17 protein-coding genes and 1 other annotated feature are annotated in these 18,367 nt (G+C 45.5%); of the genes, 3 read left to right on the forward strand and 14 right to left on the reverse strand.

Translation table 11 applies throughout. From position 1 onward, the window contains the following. Nucleotides 1-117: 117 nt before the first annotated feature. The 6 genes from FT12353_RS01575 to FT12353_RS01600 form a co-directional block, all read right to left on the reverse strand. On the reverse strand, nucleotides 118-1,026 hold the full coding sequence (locus tag FT12353_RS01575; protein WP_203617523.1) for a type I restriction endonuclease subunit R: 909 nt from the start codon (nucleotides 1,024-1,026) through the stop codon (nucleotides 118-120). 156 nt (nucleotides 1,027-1,182) lie between these two features. Next, on the reverse strand, nucleotides 1,183-3,084 hold the full coding sequence (locus tag FT12353_RS01580; protein WP_203617526.1) for a ribonuclease J: 1,902 nt from the start codon (nucleotides 3,082-3,084) through the stop codon (nucleotides 1,183-1,185). 273 nt (nucleotides 3,085-3,357) lie between these two features. Continuing rightward, nucleotides 3,358-3,777 (reverse strand): 50S ribosomal protein L20, encoded by a 420-nt coding sequence (gene rplT / locus FT12353_RS01585; protein ID WP_203617529.1) that lies wholly within the window; start codon nucleotides 3,775-3,777, stop codon nucleotides 3,358-3,360. 43 nt (nucleotides 3,778-3,820) lie between these two features. Further along, nucleotides 3,821-4,018, reverse strand: coding sequence for a 50S ribosomal protein L35 (gene rpmI, locus FT12353_RS01590; RefSeq protein ID WP_047974238.1), 198 nt, complete (start codon nucleotides 4,016-4,018; stop codon nucleotides 3,821-3,823). Between the two features lie 59 nt (nucleotides 4,019-4,077). Next, on the reverse strand, nucleotides 4,078-4,650 hold the full coding sequence (infC, locus tag FT12353_RS01595) for a translation initiation factor IF-3 (RefSeq protein ID WP_373299298.1): 573 nt from the start codon (nucleotides 4,648-4,650) through the stop codon (nucleotides 4,078-4,080). Continuing rightward, nucleotides 4,629-4,755, reverse strand: a sequence feature (ribosomal protein L20 leader region). Its footprint overlaps the gene before it by 22 nt. Nucleotides 4,756-4,817: 62 nt before the next feature. Then, nucleotides 4,818-5,486: a DUF1361 domain-containing protein gene (locus FT12353_RS01600; RefSeq protein WP_239061154.1), complete on the reverse strand. Its 669-nt coding sequence runs from the start codon at nucleotides 5,484-5,486 to the stop codon at nucleotides 4,818-4,820. Nucleotides 5,487-5,691: 205 nt separating this feature from the next. Here FT12353_RS01600 and rpmF point away from each other — a divergent pair, with 205 nt between their 5' ends. The 3 genes from rpmF to mscL all read left to right on the forward strand — a co-directional run bounded on the left by rpmF (nucleotide 5,692) and on the right by mscL (nucleotide 8,208). Further along, on the forward strand, nucleotides 5,692-5,865 hold the full coding sequence (rpmF, locus tag FT12353_RS01605; RefSeq protein WP_047974236.1) for a 50S ribosomal protein L32: 174 nt from the start codon (nucleotides 5,692-5,694) through the stop codon (nucleotides 5,863-5,865). A gap of 134 nt (nucleotides 5,866-5,999) precedes the next feature. Beyond that, nucleotides 6,000-7,712 carry an Rqc2 family fibronectin-binding protein gene (locus tag FT12353_RS01610; protein ID WP_203617532.1) on the forward strand — a complete coding sequence of 571 codons (1,713 nt, stop codon included), beginning with the start codon at nucleotides 6,000-6,002 and terminating at the stop codon, nucleotides 7,710-7,712. Between the two features lie 40 nt (nucleotides 7,713-7,752). Beyond that, nucleotides 7,753-8,208 carry a large conductance mechanosensitive channel protein MscL gene (gene mscL / locus FT12353_RS01615; RefSeq protein ID WP_059393495.1) on the forward strand — a complete coding sequence of 152 codons (456 nt, stop codon included), beginning with the start codon at nucleotides 7,753-7,755 and terminating at the stop codon, nucleotides 8,206-8,208. A 49-nt stretch (nucleotides 8,209-8,257) separates the two neighbouring features. On the opposite strand, the gene FT12353_RS01620 is transcribed toward mscL, so the two are convergent. The 8 genes from FT12353_RS01620 to smc form a co-directional block, all read right to left on the reverse strand. Continuing rightward, nucleotides 8,258-8,890, reverse strand: coding sequence for a deoxynucleoside kinase (locus tag FT12353_RS01620; protein WP_059393496.1), 633 nt, complete (start codon nucleotides 8,888-8,890; stop codon nucleotides 8,258-8,260). 107 nt (nucleotides 8,891-8,997) lie between these two features. Continuing rightward, a complete protein-coding gene (gene ruvA / locus FT12353_RS01625) occupies nucleotides 8,998-9,621 on the reverse strand; it encodes a Holliday junction branch migration protein RuvA (RefSeq protein WP_203617535.1) in 624 nt (207 codons plus the stop codon). Nucleotides 9,622-9,657: 36 nt separating this feature from the next. After that, complete coding sequence (locus FT12353_RS01630) at nucleotides 9,658-10,419, reverse strand: class A sortase (RefSeq protein WP_168778182.1); 762 nt, start codon at nucleotides 10,417-10,419, stop codon at nucleotides 9,658-9,660. Nucleotides 10,420-10,681: 262 nt separating this feature from the next. Beyond that, nucleotides 10,682-11,491, reverse strand: a complete 810-nt coding sequence (locus FT12353_RS01635; protein ID WP_239061155.1) for an HAD-IIB family hydrolase — start codon at nucleotides 11,489-11,491, stop codon at nucleotides 10,682-10,684. 109 nt (nucleotides 11,492-11,600) lie between these two features. Beyond that, complete coding sequence (gene ffh, locus FT12353_RS01640; protein ID WP_203617837.1) at nucleotides 11,601-13,076, reverse strand: signal recognition particle protein; 1,476 nt, start codon at nucleotides 13,074-13,076, stop codon at nucleotides 11,601-11,603. A 38-nt stretch (nucleotides 13,077-13,114) separates the two neighbouring features. Beyond that, nucleotides 13,115-13,456, reverse strand: coding sequence for a YlxM family DNA-binding protein (gene ylxM / locus FT12353_RS01645; RefSeq protein WP_059393500.1), 342 nt, complete (start codon nucleotides 13,454-13,456; stop codon nucleotides 13,115-13,117). 3 nt (nucleotides 13,457-13,459) lie between these two features. Continuing rightward, nucleotides 13,460-14,770, reverse strand: a complete 1,311-nt coding sequence (gene ftsY / locus FT12353_RS01650) for a signal recognition particle-docking protein FtsY (protein ID WP_203617538.1) — start codon at nucleotides 14,768-14,770, stop codon at nucleotides 13,460-13,462. A 19-nt stretch (nucleotides 14,771-14,789) separates the two neighbouring features. After that, nucleotides 14,790-18,347, reverse strand: coding sequence for a chromosome segregation protein SMC (gene smc / locus FT12353_RS01655; RefSeq protein WP_203617552.1), 3,558 nt, complete (start codon nucleotides 18,345-18,347; stop codon nucleotides 14,790-14,792). Nucleotides 18,348-18,367: the final 20 nt, after the last annotated feature.

An 18,367-nucleotide genomic window follows, 5' to 3' on the forward strand; every position in this document is an offset into this window, starting at 1 on the left:
TTTACAACGCCTGGTCCATAAAGGCAACCATTAAACTGCGTTTTTCTGGCACTTAAGCCGACACTTATTATACTAAGTTCTCGAATCTTTGTAAACACCCATTTCCTAAGGGGTTTACTACCCTGCCAGTTCACTCAATGCCTGCAAAACCAAGTCGTGTGCCTGCTTTTGTTGGGCCTCTTCTTCCGGTACTTGTTCCTGATAAAAAGCTGACAAATCAGCATCTACCCAGGCCGTGGCATCCAAGATACTTTCTTCTAGCCGCGGGAACAATAACATGGCCTCTAAGCGTAGCTGATCAAACAAAGCCTGGTAGGCAATTGGGTCTTCTTGGCCAACCTGGTCATCTAAAGCTGCAACCAGTTTTTGAAAGGCCTGATTTGAGAACAGTGGCAAGATGGCCTGCAAATCAATTTGGTAGCGCTGTTGGTCAAGCCACTGATAGGTGACTACCCCGGTTTCCCCGAGCTCCTGCAAGTCACTCAAAAGCGTGCTGCGCATCAATGGACTGGCAAAGGGATCAACCAGTAAGAATTTCGCCCCCGTCACAAAAGTAGCTACGGGCAAGTGAAAGGCTTGTTGGTAGCGTTCCTGCTGGGCCACCATTGATTCATCGCTAAGATGGTAAAAATGCTGGGCAATCGTCTTGAGCGTCTGCCCCTGCTGGTCTTCAGCCTTCCTTTCACCATCTCGAATATGCGCTAACAAACCTTCTGTTAACTCCTGATTTGGACTCTGCAAAGCCCACTGTTGCGCGGAAACGAAGTTTTGTATTTGCAAAAGCAGGTCAAAATACAGTAAGAACAGATTTTCATGTTGGGCATAATCCGACAAAAAATCAGTAGCGTAATCTTTGGCCAGTTGGTATTGCTGGTCCTCTTTTAAAGCCAGCACCAATTGGCGATTAACGGCCAAACTTTGCTCTTCTTGGTAAACTGTCACAAATAAATCAGCTGCCTGGTGGTAATGTTCCTGGTTAAACTCGGCCTCAGCCTGATCTTTGATTTCAATCAATGTCTTTTCCAAGTGAAACTCCTTTTTACTCTAATAAGGCAACTTGCGCCTCTATTCTAACAAAGAAAAAAGGCCCTGACGGGTCTTTTTTCAAAATGATTGATAACTGCAAGTGGCTAAAAATGCCGATGACAGGAATCGAACCCGTTGAGCCATTTTCAGTTTTAATTATTGGTTTGCTGCTTGTTTCTTGGCTTGGTCTTGATTCTTTTGTCCTTTAGCCTTGTTGCCCTGATTCTTGGGCTTATTTTGCTTTGCTTGATTATTTTGCTTCTTTTGGTTGTTATTTTGGCCCGGATTCTTTTGACCCTTCTTTTGGTCTTTATTTCCGTTTGCCTTCTTGCCCTTTTGACCGGTAGTTTCCTGCCCCTTGGTGTGGTGTGGTCGGCGATTTTGGTTAACTTCCATCACCACAGGCATTACCATTGGCCGGCGACGAGTCTCGTTAAACAAGAAACGAGACAATGATTCGCGAACGCCATTCTTCAACTCGTTCCAGTCAAAGGCCTTGGCATTTTTCAAATAGTCTTCAATGGCATCAATCGTCAGCTTGCCAGCTTCCTTCATCAAGTCACGGTTCGCCTTCACATAGACAAAACCACGAGACGTCATCTTTGGCTTTGACACAACCTTGCGCTTTTTGCGATCAATCGTCACCACCGTCACAAAGACACCATCTTCGGACAAAATTCGGCGGTCGCGAAGGACCACATTGCCGATATCATTCAAAGAATCACCATCAATCATGGTTTCGCCAATCGTAAAGCCGCCCTTCTTTTCAAAGGTTTGGCCATCATAAACATACTGGTCGCCACGCTTAGCCATGATAATCTTTTTAGCTGGAATATTAACTTCCTCGGCGGCAGCCTTTGCCGTTACCATCACACGGAATTCACCAGAAACAGGGAAGAAGAATTCCGGCTTCATGAAATTAATCATCATCTGCACGTCTTCAGCTGATCCGTGGCCAGATGACCGTAAATCAGTTGAAATCTGCTTGACGTCAGCGCCCTGTTGGAAAAGCAAGTTTCGCGTCTGCGCCACGTAAGATTCAACAGCAAAGGATGGTGTTGTTGCAATAAAGACCAAGTCAGAATCACCCAAGCGGATGTTTGGATTTTCACCCTTCGCCATCTTGTGCAAGTTCTTAACGGGTTCACCCATCTTACCGGTTTCCAAAACAACGATTTGGCCAGCTGGCAACGTTTCCAAGTCTTTCAAATCAGCAAAAAGTTCTTCCTTTGGCATTGGCAAGTTCAACTTACCCAAATTCAAAGCGGCATGAACGATTTGTTCCACATCTTGCCCAGAGAAAATCAGGCGTCGATGGGTCTTTGCCGTCGCATCAATCACCTGCTGAACACGCTGAATATTAGAAGCGACAACAGCCACAATAATCCGCTTGCCCTTAGCAGCCACAAAGCTGTCTTCAACGTACTGGTGAATCTTCTTCTCACTGACCATTGGCTTACCGATGTCTTCGGTTCCAGCCGCATCAGCTAACAATGCCAAAACTGGCTTAGCACCAATTTCAGCCAAACGAGCGTAATTTGTTTGGTAAGAAGCTTCCGCCGTTTGGTCAAACTTAAAGTGACCAGTATAAACAATCTGGCCTTCATCCGTTCCCAAAACAACCCCTAAAGCTTCAGGGATGGTATGTGTGGTATTGAAGAATGACACCTTAACGGCCCCAAAATCAATTTCAGTATTTTCATTAACCACGTGAAAATCATCAAAAGCCTTTAAGTCGGCTTCGTCTTGGATGGCTAATTTGGCCAAGGCAATGGTCAATTCAGAACCAAAAATTGGCACTTGAAGCTGTTGCAACAAGTATGGCAAAGCACCAATAGAATCTGCATGGCCATGGGTCAAAAAGATTCCAGCAATTTTTTCTTGGTTATTAACGAGGTACTCAAAATCAGGGATGACAACGTCAATCCCGAGTTGTTCCGTTTCGGGGTACTTGAGTCCGGCATCTAAGATGAAAATTTCATCGTTGACCGAAACGGCATACATGTTCTTGCCGTTTTCACGCACTCCCCCAAAGGGAATTATTCTTAAATCTGTCATGTTCTATCCTTTTGTCGTTACTACTTTTTAAAGCGAATCATCTTGAAAAGGCATATTGGATTATTAGCCCCTTCTTGTCTCGATTTCAATTATATCTAGTTTAACATAAAATCCACTAGCTTGGGCAAAAGGCACCCGATTCAGCTCAAAAATTGGCAAAAAATTAGAAAATGCACATCAAAAAGAAAAAGCCAAAGCCTTGAGTGGCTTGGCCTTCAAATAAAAATCAGACTTAGAATAATCTAAGTCTGATTTTATAAATGTTAATTAAAATTAACGTTCAACCTTAACAGTTGTTTCGGTTGTTGCTGCTGTACGTTCCTGAACCAAGACAGAACCTTGTTCCAAGGCTTGCTTTGCTTGGTTAGCCAACTTAGCAAAAGTATCGAAGTCAGATACGGCCAAATCAGCCAACATCTTACGGTTCAATTCGATACCAGCCATGTTCAAACCGTGCATCAACTTTGAGTATGACAAACCGTTCATCCGGGCTGCCGCGTTGATCCGAGCAATCCACAACTTACGGAAGTCGCGCTTGCGGTTCTTACGATCACGGTAAGCGTACAAGTATGACTTGTAAACTTGTTGCTTAGCAACCTTATAATTGATGCGACGTTGGCCACGGTAACCCTTAGCCAACTTGATAAACTTTTTGCGACGTGCGCGTGAAACTGTACCACCCTTAACTCGCATGGGTAATTCCTCCTAAATAGTATTAATTAAACGACCCTTTAAATTAGAGGGTAGACAACAACTTAGCGTACTTCTTAATGGTTGTCTTGTTCATCATCCGAGTACCACGTAATTGACGACGTTGCTTCTTTGTCTTACCGTGGAAACGGTGTGATGTGTAAGCTGAGGCTGACTTAAAGCCACCCTTAGCTGTCTTCTTGAAACGCTTTGCTGAAGCGCGGTGAGTCTTCATCTTGGGCATGAGTCCATATTCTCCTATCGTTTTTCAAGTATCTAGCGACCGGTCAAAATGAATCGTGCTTAACCCTTCTTAGGAGCTAAGACCAAAAACATCTGGCGACCGTCCATCTTAGCACGTTGTTCAACCTTGGCAATATCGTCCAATTCGTTGGCCATTCGTTCTAAGACTTCGCGTCCAATATCTTGGTGAGTGATCATCCGGCCACGGAAACGCAAGTTCAACTTCACCTTGTTTCCCTTTTCAAGGAACTTGATGGCAGCCTTCTTCCGCGTTTCGAAATCACCAGAATCAATGACTGGCGACATCCGGACTTCCTTCACCTGGACAACCTTTTGGTTCTTGCGTTGTTCCTTTTGACGCTTTTGCGCCTCGAACTTGGCCTTTCCCCAATCCATGATTTTGGCAACAGGTGGCACAGCGTTGGCCTGTACAAGCACCAAATCTTGTCCCAAGTCATCGGCGATGTTTTGCGCATCACGCGTTGACATTTCTTCTTGCTTACCGTCATGAATTAATAGAACCCGACTTGCTCGGATATTATCGTTGACTAAATCAACTTGTCGTGGTTGACGTGCTATGGCTAGGTACCTCCAAAAATTTTGTTGTGAACAACGAAGAAAAAAAATGGGCAAACCGAAGTTCACCCACTTTACCTGACTGTACAAAAAGTACAACGTGTATCTGCCTAGCAACAGCAATCGTCACGAGGCGAGAAGCGGGTGCTCCTACTTGTTCAACACCCAATACTATACGCACTTTTCATCTTGAAGTCAAGACTTTTCTGATTTTTATTGAAAACTCAATCGCGTTGGCTATCCTCTACTGCCAAATTAGCCAATAACCGACCACCAAAGTGATAAACAACTAAAATAGCAAATTGAGCACCAGCAAAGAGCAGGACAAAGGCGACCATGTGTGCCGAGACAGCATCTTGCGTATTAGCCAACACAAACTTAAAGTTTGTGAAGACATCCCAAGAGTTTAACCGCAAGAACCGACCCAAATAAATACCAATCGACGAAACCAGCGAGACAATGGCCAAAAGCACCAAGACAGTTAACCCGCCTCTTTTAATAAAGAACTTTTGAATCAATAACTCCAATGAAAGAATACCTAGATAAACACCAATAAAAATTCCTGCCGATAGAACAGAATAATTAAAGTACTGATAACGGACGTCCAAAGAATCACTAATATATTGCAGATGGATAAAGTCCGTAATCATGTACATGGTATTTGGGAAAAACAGCAACCAGAGGAAGGAAAAGAATGCTTGTAGAAGCTTCGATTTAAAAATTAGCACCAACAGGGCAAAGTCCAATGGCAACAAAGCCAAAAAGACGTTCCACATTAAGAAGTCAAAATGGGTTGGTGTCACTAAGACGAACAAAATAAAGGCCAAAACGACCAGGTGAACAACTAGCATATTCATTACATTTCGTTTCGTCATCGCGTTTTTGTACCCCATTACATTCGTTTAACTCTCCCTTTTATTTCAAAGGGAAGAGATAATTTAATATCATCTATTTTAACAGAACTAAGCCCGTTCGTTAAGCCTTTTTAGCCGTTTATTTCAAAGATTTTACAAGGAAAAAGATTCCACCGGTTGACATTCCCTCATAAATTCGATAAACTTAACAGGTTGATAAATTGAACCGAAAGGAGGTGCCAGCATGGCTACCCCATCAAACAAGAATTCTAAGTCTCACAAGCGTAACCGCCGCGGACACATCGGTTTGAATGTGCCAAACATTGTTTTGGACAAGACTACTGGTGAATACCGCGTTGCTCATCGCGTCTCTCCATCAGGGATGTACAACGGTAAGCAAGTGACCGAAAATAAGTAAGTTTTAAAAAACCTCACTCTGTGTAGTGAGGTTTTTTTGTGACCAAATCAGTACCCAATCACCCGCTTTCATCACTTTTTCAATGCTGATTTCCGTTATAATAGAATTGATACCCCTTTGAAGGAGGAAAGACAATGCCCCTTGATGGCCTCTTTGTCCATTCGTTGGCCAAAGAATTAAATGAACAACTCGCTGGTGGTCGTATTACGAAAATTCACCAGCCCTACCCGAACGAAATCGTGATGGTCGTTCGCAATAATAGTCAGAACTATCCGGTCCTGCTTTCGGCTAACCCAGCCTATGCCAGAGCCCAAGTGACTCGAATTCCCTACCAGAATCCCGCCACACCGCCTAATTTTGCAATGTTCTTGCGTCGTAACCTGGAAGGCGCTCGTTTAAGCTCGGTTTCACAAGTTGAAAATGACCGAATCCTTCACTTCTCGATTAGTACCCACGATGAACTGGGTGATGATCAAACACTGATTTTAACGCTTGAGATGATGGGACGGCATTCAAACCTCTTCTTAGTCCGAGAAAAAGATCAGCGCATCTTGGAACTCATCAAACACGTCCCTGCCGATCAAAACCGTGTTCGGTCATTGATCCCTGGTGCAACCTATACGTTGCCCCCTGCCCAAAATATGACTAATCCATTTGGCCACGATTTGACGGCTTTGGCTAAAATTTTATTGGATATGGATAAGGCTGATTGGCCAAAAGCCATTCAGCAAACCTACCAGGGATTTGCCAGCCTTTCGGCCAAGAATTTGGCAAAGCATTTGAAAACTGGGGCAGATGCCATGCAGACAGCTAAGGACTGGTTGGCTCATTTCGACTCGCCACAGCCGACCCTTTATCAAATAGACAAAAAGTTTACCTTTGCCGCTTTTGATTGGGATTCTGAACAAGCGGGCCAGCCTTATGACACACTCGGTGATTTATTGGATGCCTACTTCCAGGGCCAGGCCGAAGCTGACCGTGTTAATCAACAGGCTGGAACTTTGGTTCGTCTTGTTAAAAATGAATTGAAGAAAAATCAAACCAAAGAAAAAAAGCTCCAACAAACCCTCACAGACTCGCAAAATGCCGAGACCTATAAGGTCAAGGGCGACCTACTGATTACCTATCCACACCTTGTTCATAAGGGCATGCATTCGGTTGAAATCGAAAATTACTATGACAATAACCAGTTGTTGAATATCGACCTCGACCCACGCTTTGACGGTTTACAAAATGCCAATCGCTACTTCCGTAAGTACCGTAAACTCCGTTCAGCCAAGGATTACGTCTTAGAGCAGCTGAAAACCACCGATGCGGAAATTGACTACTTTAATCAAATCGCTAGCCAATTGGCAGTGGCTTCGCCCAAGGACGTTGCTGACATCAAGGTCGAATTGATTGAACAAGGCTACCTCCGCGAAAAAGTCAAAATCAAGACCAAGGGTAAGCAGACAAAAAAGCCAAAGCATGTTCTGTCTGCTCCCGACCAATTTACGGCTAGTGATGGCACGTTGATTGAAATTGGCAAAAACAATCTCCAAAACGACAAATTATCCCTAAAAAAGGCTAACCGCCAGAACATCTGGATGCACGTCCAAAAATTACCTGGTTCCCACGTCATTGTCCATTCCGACAATCCCTCACAGGAAACCATCGAGGAAGCGGCCAAATTAGCTGCCTACTTCTCGAAAGCCCGCGATTCGGCCAATGTGCCCGTTGATTACTTACCAGCAGGAAAATTGCGGAAGCCAAACGGTGCCAAGCCTGGTTACGTTATTTTTGAAGGACAATCGACCACTTACGTCACACCCGACCCACTTTTAGTGCAAAAGTTGAAACATTCGTGATAGAATAGACTTATTCTGAATCATGTGAGGAGTAAGTAATATGCATTTCGTCAAAGAATTCAAGGCTTTCATTAATCGTGGTAACATGATTGACCTAGCAATTGGGGTTATCATTGGTGGTGCTTTCTCTGGTTTAGTCAAATCATTGACAACAAACCTGATTAACCCCTTAGTTGGCTTTTTCACCGGTGGCGGTAACGACTTAGACAGTTTGAAGTGGGTCCCTTACAAGCACCTGACATTCAAATATGGTGCCTTCTTGAATGATGTCATCAATTTCTTGATTACGGCTTTTGTTGTCTTTCTTCTGATTAAAATCATTAGTAAGTACATTATTAAGCCAAAGCAAAAAGCCGCACCGGCTCCGAGTGATGAATTGCTCGTGCTACAAGACATCAAAAAGATTTTGGCTGACCAACAGAAAACAACCAGCACCCAAACTGCAACAACAGCAGATGCAACTGACTCACAATCCCAGTCTGCCAGCGATAAATAAAGTAATATAAAAAGCCTGTCTTTTAAAGACAGGCTTTTTATGTGACCAATTAACGAATCGCCTTTAAGGCATCATCAATTTGGCCCAGGATAATTTCCTGATTTTTTGGATCTTCCAAATCGTATTTTTGCAAATCCACTTTAATCTTTGGTGATTGGTCATATGAATCGAACCATCCCTGGTAGGCTTCCCACATCTTGCGATAATAAGCCTTCAACTCATCATTGCCATCAAACTGTTCATAATCCCGACCACGCTTCTTAATGCGGGCCAAAATCGTATCAAAATCAGCATCGGCATAGACCATCAAATCAGGCGCCTTTTTTGGCAAGGCGTGCAATTCATCCATCATCCGCGTCAACAAGTTATGATAGACATCCATTTCCATATCGGAGATATTACCATCCTTATGGTTTTCCTCTGTAAAGAGTTCATCTTCATAAATTGACCGATCCAAGACATTGTTATCGTCAGCCAAGGCCTTTTTAATCATCTCAAAACGACGGTTCAAGAAGAAAATTTGGAGCAAGAAACCATACTGCTTTGGATCCTTGTAGTACAGTGGCAAAACCGGATTATCCCCCACTGGTTCAAAAAAGGCCTGCGTTTCAAAATGGTCTGCAATCAAACCAGTCAACGTTGTTTTCCCAACACCAATCATTCCTGCTGTAATAATCACCATACATGCTCCTCTGTTTTGTGGCCAAGGCCTTCCTTTCTCACTGGAAAGAATCCCTCAGCTTGCGCTCTTGTGACAAACGGTTGCTTACACCGCATTTAACCAGTTCTTTATGCTGAAACTAGCAGGGCCAGAGCTTTTGAAATCAGCTCCTCTGTCTTTCCCTTTTCACCGGCCAAGGCCTTCTTCACCTTTTTAATATCCTTTTGGGCATAACCCAAGGCTTCCAAAGCCGCCATGGCATCGGCCAGGTTCTGGCTATCGCCGGCAACCAAGCGATTAGAATCAGACAAGTCTAGACCTAAGCTAAGCTCTTGTCCTTGAGCTAAGTTCACAAAGTCCGCCATCTTCCCCTTCAAATCCAGGATAATCTGCTGAGCTGTCTTCTTCCCAACTCCTGGAAACTGAGTCAAATAGCCAACTTCATCCTGATCAATGGCCGCCACCAAGGAAGCTGGGTCTGCACCAGCCAGGATGGCCAAGGCTGATTTGGGCCCAATGCCTGAAACATTTAATAACTTGTTGAACAGTCCCTTTTCAGTCATCGAAGCAAAACCATAAAGGGTTAACTCCGTTTCGCGAACAATTTGTTCCACGAAAACTTGGGCTTCCTGGTCAACGGTGTAGTGATAAGGATTGGCCGGAAAAATTTTGTAGCCAATCCCATCCTTACTTTCTAAGACGATATAGCCTGGCCAGACCTGGGTAATCACACCCCGCAAGTATTCATACATAATAACTCCTGGATATCTATTTTACCGTAAAGCAGATTACGGAACTAAGTTAATTTTTTGCTTTTTCGTATCGAAATAGCCAACTTCGTCATTGCTAGCATCAGCCCAAGATTCAAACTTCATGAACTTGGCATTCGTGATGATGCGCTTCGTAGTATCAGGGAAGAGACAGGTAATAATCGTAATTTTTGCCTTATCGTCATCACGGTCATCCGGATTCAAAACGGATCCATCGTTTTCATCAACACCAACCTGACCGGTAATCTGATAAGTAAAGACCCCATCACCATTAGCCAGATAGATTGATTGACCATTTAACCAGCTTGAGCTCCCCGCTTGACCGCTTTCGTAATAAGGCGCATTCTGATTAAGCTTCTGTTGCAGAGCGGAAAAAGCCGTATAACCATTATCCCAATTATGAGCAGCCAACGTATAGTTTCCCTGTCCCATTGTTGGTACAGGCGTACCTTTTTGCGCCGTATTAGCCCCAACATTCAAGGCAACGGCTGAATAGGCATTATCGTAAATCGGTAGTAAAATCGATAGTTTTGGAATAGCCACAAAGCCTTGTTTTGTTAACCCTTTAGCACTTTGATCTTGAGCACTAATTTTGCTGGCAATCTGTTGTCGATCATTTTGGCTATAAATCTTTGTTTGACCAAACAATTGCTTTGGAACCGTTTTTACTGGACTTAATGCAGGCTGTGATTCAGCCCAGCTGTAACCCAAAAAAGCGATAATACCAATAATTATTAACCAAAGCAGGCGTCGAACCCACTTTCTCATGCGGTCAGTCATTTGGCTTTCTCCTCCTGACAGTTTTTCATTGTCTCATGATGCTGATTTTTTCTGTAGGATAAATCAGCATTAAAACGTTTGACTTAATGCCACTATTATAGCATAAAAACAGATTGGTCTAGTTGCCCCCGTTTGACCGAACAAACATGGTTTTTAGCACTAAAAAAGCAATCATTCGATTGCTTTTAAATGTTTATCACTAAATGGTAACAGGTTTTACACCAATAGCTCAGCTAGACTCGATAACTGATTTTTTCTTTGCTTACAGGATGTCAGCCAAAATCGTCTTCAAGACCCCGTCATTGTTGGAATCAGCAACTGCTTCCTCAAACCCATAGGTAAAGAGTTCAGGATCGGCATTCGGCATCACGAAGGGATGACCAACCAATTGCAGCATCTCCAAATCATTCAGGCCGTCACCAAAGGCAGCCATCTCCTCTGGCAGGATCCCTAGCTGATCACCTAAATCCTTTAAGGCGACACCCTTGTTAACAGCTGGGTTGACCAAGTCAACGGCACCATAACCCGAAGTTGTGACGTGGATTGGTAGTTGACGGTTATTGACCGCTTCCATGAAGGGACGCTCAAAGTCTGGTAAATCGACCGTCATCTTCAAAATCGGTTCGTTAATCTCGCTTAAACTGTCAACAATTCTCAAATCCTTGAAATACTGTTGCGCCTTGCGATCACCATACCCCAATGCGGCCATCTCTTTCAGCATAAATGCCTGAGTGACCCCAGTGAAGACTAGGCCCATTGAGACTCTGTCGCGATTAGCTAAAACAGTTTCCACAATCGGCTGAAAAGCGGCCGTCTCAATTGGGTAAGTCTTCATGATTTCACCCTGTTCAACGACTTCAGCACCGTTGTTAGCAATCAACGTAAAGTCTTGGTTGGCCCCGGCAAAGTATTTGGCCACCTTATCTTGATGATTACCAGTCGCAACCACAAAGGTTACATTCTTTTTCCTGGCTAAATCGACCATTACCTGGTAAGCCTGGCGGTCAAAACTTTTGTCCGCTCGTAAAAAGGTGGCGTCTAAATCAGTTGCAATTAGTTTAATCGTCATCATTTTCCTATCTGTAGCTACGTTCAAAAACTGGGATATGTCGCCCCTTTTCTACCATAGGCAATGACTGCCGCCGGTCACCTGCCATCGTTTCACTAACAACAGGCAATAATTATTTTTTGCCACGCTTCTTCTTTAACTTCTTCATCTTCCGGGCTGCTTGCTTCATGGCAAAATTTTGTACCTTTTGGCCAAAGTTACCACTTGGCATACCACCGCCCATGCCGCCCATCATTTGGGACATATCCATTCCGGTTTGTCCCATCATGGATTCCATACCGGAGAAGTTTCCGTTTGAGGCTTGGTTCATCATCTTGCGCATCTGATCGAATTGCTTAATCATCTTGTTGACTTCGACAATTGGCCGCCCAGCACCGGCTGCCAAACGACGGCGGCGAGATGGGTTCAACAAATCGGGATCCTCTCGCTCGGCCTTCGTCATCGATGAGATAATCGCTTCCATATGGGCAAACTGCTTCTCATCAATTTGCAGGTTCGCTAAAGCGGGATTACCGGCCATTCCAGGAATCATCTTCAGCAAATCTTCCATTGGTCCCATGTTTTGGACCTGGTGCAGTTGGTCGATAAAGTCGTTGAAGTCAAAGGTGTTCAGGCGCATCTTTTCGAGCTGCTCTGCCTGCTTCTTTTCGTCAACTTCTTGCTGAGCCTTTTCGATAAAGGTCAGCATATCCCCCATGCCCAAGATTCGTGAAGCCATTCGGTCTGGATAGAAAACGTCCAAATCAGTTGGCTTTTCACCTTGACCAACAAACTTAATTGGCTTACCCGTGACGTCACGGATTGATAGGGCAGCTCCACCACGGGTGTCACCATCCAACTTGGTCAAAACGACACCAGTCAAGTTCAACTCGTTGGCAAAGCCTTGAGCTGTTTCCGTAGCGTTCTGTCCGGTCATCGCATCGACCGTCAAGAGGACTTCATCCGGTTGAGCAATCGTTTCGATGTCCTTCAATTCGGCCATCAATTCGGCATCGATTTGCAAACGACCCGCCGTATCAATCAAGACGTAATCGTTCTTATTTTCCTTGGCCTGAGCCAAACCAGCCTTAACAATTTCGCGTGGGTCAACGTCCGTCCCCTGTGAAAAGACTGGAACATCCAAATCTTTTCCCAAGATTTCCAACTGATCAATGGCGGCTGGACGATAAACATCGGCCGCAATCAAAAGTGGACGGGCGTTATTTTCACGCTTCAACTTATAAGCTAATTTTGCAATGGTGGTCGTCTTACCAGCCCCTTGCAAACCGGCCATCATAATGATTGTCGGAATTTTTTCTGATTTGTTGAGCGGAACAGCTTCATCCCCCATCAAGGCCGTTAATTCATCATTAACAATCTTGATGACCTGTTGGGCTCCGTTCAAACCTTCCAAAATTTCTTGGCCCTTCGCCTTTTGGCGAATTTGGTCGATGAACTTCTTCACTGTTGAGTAAGAAACATCGGCCTCCAGTAAGGCTAAGCGGATTTCACGAAGAGAGGCCTGCAGGTCTTCTTCTCTAATCTTGCCCTGACCAGTTAGGTTTTTCAACGTCTTGGAGAGGCGCTGTGTCAAGTTTTCAAAAGCCATGATTGCTTGGCCGGGCCACTTTGGCACCGGCTTCCCCCTTAATTAATTTCTTGGTTGACCAGTTGGTCTAAAATTTGCTTTAGGTGTTGATCGTTTTGGTAATGCTCGGCAACGTAGTCCAGCAAATCCTGTTCCTGCGCCTGACGGTGGACTGAATCCTTGTAGAGGCCCAAAACAGCCTCGTAATGTTCCAAAGAGTCAACGCCACGCTTCAAGTTATCCGAAACGGCTTGCCGGCTAACAACTTCGGCCTCGGCGATTTCAATGATGGAGTAATCATCCTCAAAGTACGCCCGCAAGTAGTTTTGTTGCTTAACCGTCAGCAACGGTCCGTAAAACGGTAATAGTGCATTCACCTGATTTTTTTTGTCTAAATCCATCGCTTAGACCAAGTCCTTAAACATGCCATAAACAAAGTCTTCGGCCGAAAAGACGCGTAAATCAGTGGCCTTCTCACCAAAGCCAATCCATTTGACTGGCAAATGAAGGCTGTCACGGATGGCAAAGACGATGCCACCCTTGGCAGTCCCATCCATCTTAGTTAAGACGATGCCAGTCACATCAGAAGAGTCTTGGAACAACTTCGCCTGCTGCAAGGCATTTTGCCCTGTCGTCGCATCCAAGACCAGCAAGACTTCTTGTGGTGCATCTGGCAAAACCTTCTTCACCACCCGATTAATCTTTGATAATTCCTGCATCAAATTGACATTGTTTTGCAAACGACCGGCCGTATCAACGAACAAGACGTCATAGTGCTCTTCTTTAGCTCGTTCAACCGCCGTATAAACAACAGACGCTGGGTCAGCCTTTTCAGGGCCAGCAACAACTGGCACATCAGCCCGGTTACCCCATTCCTGCAGTTGCTTTACCGCACCGGCACGGAAGGTGTCCGCTGCCGCCAAAAGGACCTTCTTACCCTCTTTTTTGTAAGTTGAAGCTAATTTTCCAACAGTTGTTGTCTTGCCGACACCGTTCACCCCAACAAAGAGAATCACGGTTGGTTGACCGGCTGGCGCAAAGTGCATTGACTGGTCTTCGTTTTGACCTTGAGCATCATATTGCGCCACCATTTGTTCAATAATCAAAGAACGGATTTGGTCCTTATCCTTGATGTTTTGAACCTTAACGGCCTCACGCACTTGGTTGGAAATTTGGATGGCCAAATCAAAGCCTAAATCAGCCCCAATCAAGGTATCCTCTAATTCTTCAAAAAAGTTTTCATCAACCGAGCGGAAATTGGCCAAAAAGCGGTTAAACCGTTCGGCAAAGCCGTTCCGTGACTGCTTCAAGCCGCGGTCATAAACCTCTTGGTTGGATTGTTCGTCTTGGTGCTGGTCTTCGTTCTGGTCTTGCTTTTGACCCTGGTCCTGATTGTGGCCAGTAGCAACAGCTTGGTCGCCGTCAGGCTCATCCTTGCCGTTTTCTGTAACTACTTCAGCCGGTTCGTGCTTGGCTTCGTCATGACCAGCGGTTGCCGATACATGGGTGTCAGCTGCATCTTTCGCAACAGGCTGGGCCTGTTGGTCCGTTGCCGCCACGTTTGCGTTCTTCTCAGCCGGCTGATTTTGGTCAGCATCAGTTACCTGTTTCTCTGATTCGCTTGGTGCTGACTCAGGCGTTGTCTGCTGATCAACTTCGGCTGACTGATTTTCCTGATCAACCTTTTTTTTCTTAAAAATATCAAAAAGTCCCATAGACTACTCTCCTATGTGATTAAGCGAGTTGTTGGTGTGCCTCTTCCAGATTAACCGCAACCATCTTTGACACCCCTGCTTCTTGCATTGTAACACCATACAGAATTTTAGCGGCAACCATCGTTCCCTTTCGGTGCGTAATGGTGATGAATTGGGTATCGCCGGCAAAGTTTTTCAAATAGGCCGCAAAGCGATCGACGTTTGCCTCGTCCAAGGCCGCCTCGGCTTCATCCAAAACGGCAAACGGTACCGGGCGAACCTGTAAAATCGCGAACAGCAACGAAATGGCGGTCAAAGCCTTTTCGCCACCGGACAGCAACGACATTTGCTGGAATTTCTTACCAGGCGGCTGCGCCTTGATGTCAATTCCGGTTGTTAATAGGTGCTCTGGGTCGGTCAACTCGATTTGAGCCTGACCACCCGCAAACATCTTTGTAAAGACATCTGAGAAATTAGCCGCAATGGCATCAAAGGTTTCCTTAAAGCGAATCTGAACCTCTTGGTCCATCTCATCGATGGTATCCTGCAAGGTTTGCTTGGCCGCTTTCAGGTCTTCTGCTTGGTTCGTCAAGAAGTCGTGGCGGTCTTTAATTTCATCGTACTCCTGGATGGCAGCGATGTTCACGGGCCCCAACGCATCGATGGCCTTCTTTGTTTCGGCCAAAGTTTGGTCAATTTCTTGGTCAGACAAATCAGAAGCAACCACATCGTCCTCTGATTCTACAGTCAAGCCATAAGTCTGCCGCAACGTTGCAATTTGCTTGGCCAAGCGTTCTTGGCTACTTTGCAAACGATGGTTAGCGGCTGATTGATCAACAACCTCGTTATTCAACTCTTCTTGGGCCAAGGCGAGCTTTTCTTCCTCTTCCTTAACCGTCGCTGATAACTTGGTCCATTGTTCGGCCAGTGAATCAGCCTTTTCCTGAGCCTCTGTTAAGGCAGTCGAAAAATCCGTCACCGCCTGGCTCAGTTCTTCCGCGCTCTTCGCCTGGTCAAGGCTTTCTTGCATCTGCGCCGCCTGCTCCTGCAATGACAACAAATGCTCTTGCACCTTTGTTAAGGCTTCGGTCAAACGATTCTGATTTTCTTCCTGAGCAGCACGCTGGGCCGAAACCTTGGCGAGTTCTGCTTGGAATTCAGCTTTTTGGTCCTGATAAGCCTGTTGGTCCTTAGTTAAATGGTCCAACTCGGCGGTCAAATCAGCAGTTTGTCCCTCGATTTGACCCTTCTTATCCTCGTTTTCAGTCAACGCCGCTTGGGCCATCGTCTGCTCCTGCTCAGCGTCCTCTTTGGCTACCTGCAAATCTGCTAGGTCCAAAGATAACGTTTGAACACTGGTTTGATGGCGGTCGACGGTATCCTTTAAGCTGGCCAATTCATAATCAACCTGCTGTCCCTGAGCAACAAAATCGCGACTTTTTTGCATCAAGTCCGCCAACTTTTCCTGCCAGGTGTTAACCTGATTTTGACTTTGGCTACGCTTTTCAGCCAGGTCATCAACCAGTGCCTGTTGCTTGACCAGTGCCGCTTCTTTTTCCTTCAAATCAGCCTGCCGTGACAGAACAGATGGACCCTGACGGAAGTTGGCACCACCGGTAATCGAACCACCGGCATTGACCAACTGACCGTCTAATGAAACGACCCGCAAACGATTTTGACAAGCCCGAGCGACGCGAGTGGCTGCATCCAAATTTTCAACAACCAGCGTTGTTCCCAATAGCGAAGACAGAATATTTTCCATCCCAACTGGCACGGAAACTAAGTCGGCAGCTAAACCGATATAGCCATTTTCACGGCTAGCAGCAGCAACATCGCGCGCCTGACGAGGGCGAATCGTATCAATCGGCAAAAGGGTTACTCGCCCCTTTTTGTTCTTAGTCAGGTAAGCAACAATTGACTTAGCTGTTTGAGTTGAGTCCACTACAATTTGCTGTAAGGCTCCACCCAAAACGGTTTCAATTGCCTTAGTATAGGATTTTGGCACCGTTAACAATTCGGCAACGACGCCCTTAATACCTGGAAAGTTTCGTCGCACAGCCGGTACCATCAGGTTCTTAACGCCCTGATAAAAACCAGCATAATCATCCAAGGAAGCTTCCGCCTGATAACGTGACCGCTGCTGGTCGAGAGCGTAGGCCGCCTCTTGCCAACTTTTTTGTTGGTCCTGAGCCGTTGTCTTAGCGTCTGCTAAGGCATCCTCTGCTTGCGCCACCTGAGCTTCGAAAGGATTTTCGCCAGTCGTTTGGTCCGGATGTTCTTTTTGATAGGCTGCCAAGGCGCTTTCTGCAGCATCCAAGTCGCCCTGGGCCTTCGTCATCGCCGTCTTTTTCAAAGCTAACTGGGCTTCAGTTTGGGCCAAAGCCTTCTCTTGATAAGTCAGCTTATTATGTAAGGAAGCAATTTCCTGCATTGTTGCCACATAAGCATTGCGATTTTCGGCCAATTCGTTTTGAACTGCGTCGACCTTCGTCGCTCCGTGGTCCTGGTCGATTTGCTTGATGGTCTGTTTTAATGACCGTTCTTGGTTAACTAAGGCCGTCAATTGGCCCTGCACCTGCGTTAAATCAGCCTGGGTTTCTTCGACTTGAGCCTGATCGTCTTTTTGTTGCTCGGCTAAATGAGCCAAATCGCGGACCAGAGTGGCCTGCTCTTGTGAGGCCAGCTTCTGATTGCCAATCAACCGTTCTTTTTCCTGCGTCTTGGCAACAATCTCTGCCTGTAAGGCATCACGGTCGTGTTGGATTGCCTCTAATTGGCTACGGGTTTGACTAAGGCCATCTTGAATCGAACTTACCTGGGCTTGCTGCTTTGCAACGGCTTCCTTGGTTTTGCCGGCTTCCTGGCTTTGATCAGCAACTTGTCCTTGTAACGACAAAATCGACCGGGTCAATCGCACCTGGTCTAATTTTTCAAAGCTTTCGCGTTTAGCTAAGTAATCCTTGGCCTTTAAAGCCTGGTCAGCCAAAGGGGTCAGTCGGCCTTCCACTTCGGCAATAATATCATCAACACGGTCCAAGTTATCTTCCGTGGCAGCCAAGTCCTTTTCGGCCTTGTCCTTGTTTTGCTTATACTTGTAGACACCGGCAACTTCTTCAATAATGCCCCGTCGTTCTTCTGGCTTCGCCGAAAAAATCTTCTCGACCTGGCCCTGGGAGATAATTGAAAAGCCATCCCGACCAAGGCCTGTATCCATAAAGAGTTCATGGATGTCCTTGAGTCGGCATTCCGTCCCGTTTAATTGGTAAGAAGATTCCCCAGTCCGATACAGCCGTCTTGTAATTCGAATTTCGATAAAATCAGAAGCAATATAATGGTCAGCATTGTCAAAGGTAATCGAAACTTCCGCCCGGTTTAAGGGCTTCCGGTTTTTTGTGCCACCAAAAATAACGTCGGCCATTTTATTGCCTCGCAAATCTTTAGCCGACTGTTCCCCCATCACCCAGCGGATGGCTTCAATAATATTTGATTTTCCAGAACCATTTGGACCAACAATCCCAGTCATTCCCTGCTGGAAGTCAATCACGGTTTTATTGGCAAAAGACTTAAAGCCAATAATTTCCAGTGTCTTTAATTTCATGGGCGTTTTGTGTACTCTTG

It is taken from the genome of Fructobacillus tropaeoli (genome assembly GCF_016860625.1).
Lineage (GTDB): Bacteria > Bacillota > Bacilli > Lactobacillales > Lactobacillaceae > Fructobacillus > Fructobacillus tropaeoli.

Excerpts from the sequence above, each read along its gene's own strand:
- ylxM (WP_059393500.1), bottom strand. The coding sequence starts at position 13,456 with ATGGATTTAGACAAAAAAAATCAGGTGAATGCACTATTACCGTTTTAC.
- FT12353_RS01630 (WP_168778182.1), bottom strand. The coding sequence starts at position 10,419 with ATGACTGACCGCATGAGAAAGTGGGTTCGACGCCTGCTTTGGTTAATA.
- ruvA (WP_203617535.1), bottom strand. The coding sequence starts at position 9,621 with ATGTATGAATACTTGCGGGGTGTGATTACCCAGGTCTGGCCAGGCTAT.
- rpmI (WP_047974238.1), bottom strand. The coding sequence starts at position 4,018 with ATGCCCAAGATGAAGACTCACCGCGCTTCAGCAAAGCGTTTCAAGAAG.
- rplT (WP_203617529.1), bottom strand. The coding sequence starts at position 3,777 with ATGCGAGTTAAGGGTGGTACAGTTTCACGCGCACGTCGCAAAAAGTTT.
- FT12353_RS01580 (WP_203617526.1), bottom strand. The coding sequence starts at position 3,084 with ATGACAGATTTAAGAATAATTCCCTTTGGGGGAGTGCGTGAAAACGGC.
- ftsY (WP_203617538.1), bottom strand. The coding sequence starts at position 14,770 with ATGGGACTTTTTGATATTTTTAAGAAAAAAAAGGTTGATCAGGAAAAT.
- FT12353_RS01620 (WP_059393496.1), bottom strand. The coding sequence starts at position 8,890 with ATGGTGATTATTACAGCAGGAATGATTGGTGTTGGGAAAACAACGTTG.
- ffh (WP_203617837.1), bottom strand. The coding sequence starts at position 13,076 with ATGGCTTTTGAAAACTTGACACAGCGCCTCTCCAAGACGTTGAAAAAC.
- rpmF (WP_047974236.1), top strand. The coding sequence starts at position 5,692 with ATGGCTACCCCATCAAACAAGAATTCTAAGTCTCACAAGCGTAACCGC.
- FT12353_RS01610 (WP_203617532.1), top strand. The coding sequence starts at position 6,000 with ATGCCCCTTGATGGCCTCTTTGTCCATTCGTTGGCCAAAGAATTAAAT.
- FT12353_RS01600 (WP_239061154.1), bottom strand. The coding sequence starts at position 5,486 with ATGGGGTACAAAAACGCGATGACGAAACGAAATGTAATGAATATGCTA.
- smc (WP_203617552.1), bottom strand. The coding sequence starts at position 18,347 with ATGAAATTAAAGACACTGGAAATTATTGGCTTTAAGTCTTTTGCCAAT.
- FT12353_RS01635 (WP_239061155.1), bottom strand. The coding sequence starts at position 11,491 with ATGATGACGATTAAACTAATTGCAACTGATTTAGACGCCACCTTTTTA.
- mscL (WP_059393495.1), top strand. The coding sequence starts at position 7,753 with ATGCATTTCGTCAAAGAATTCAAGGCTTTCATTAATCGTGGTAACATG.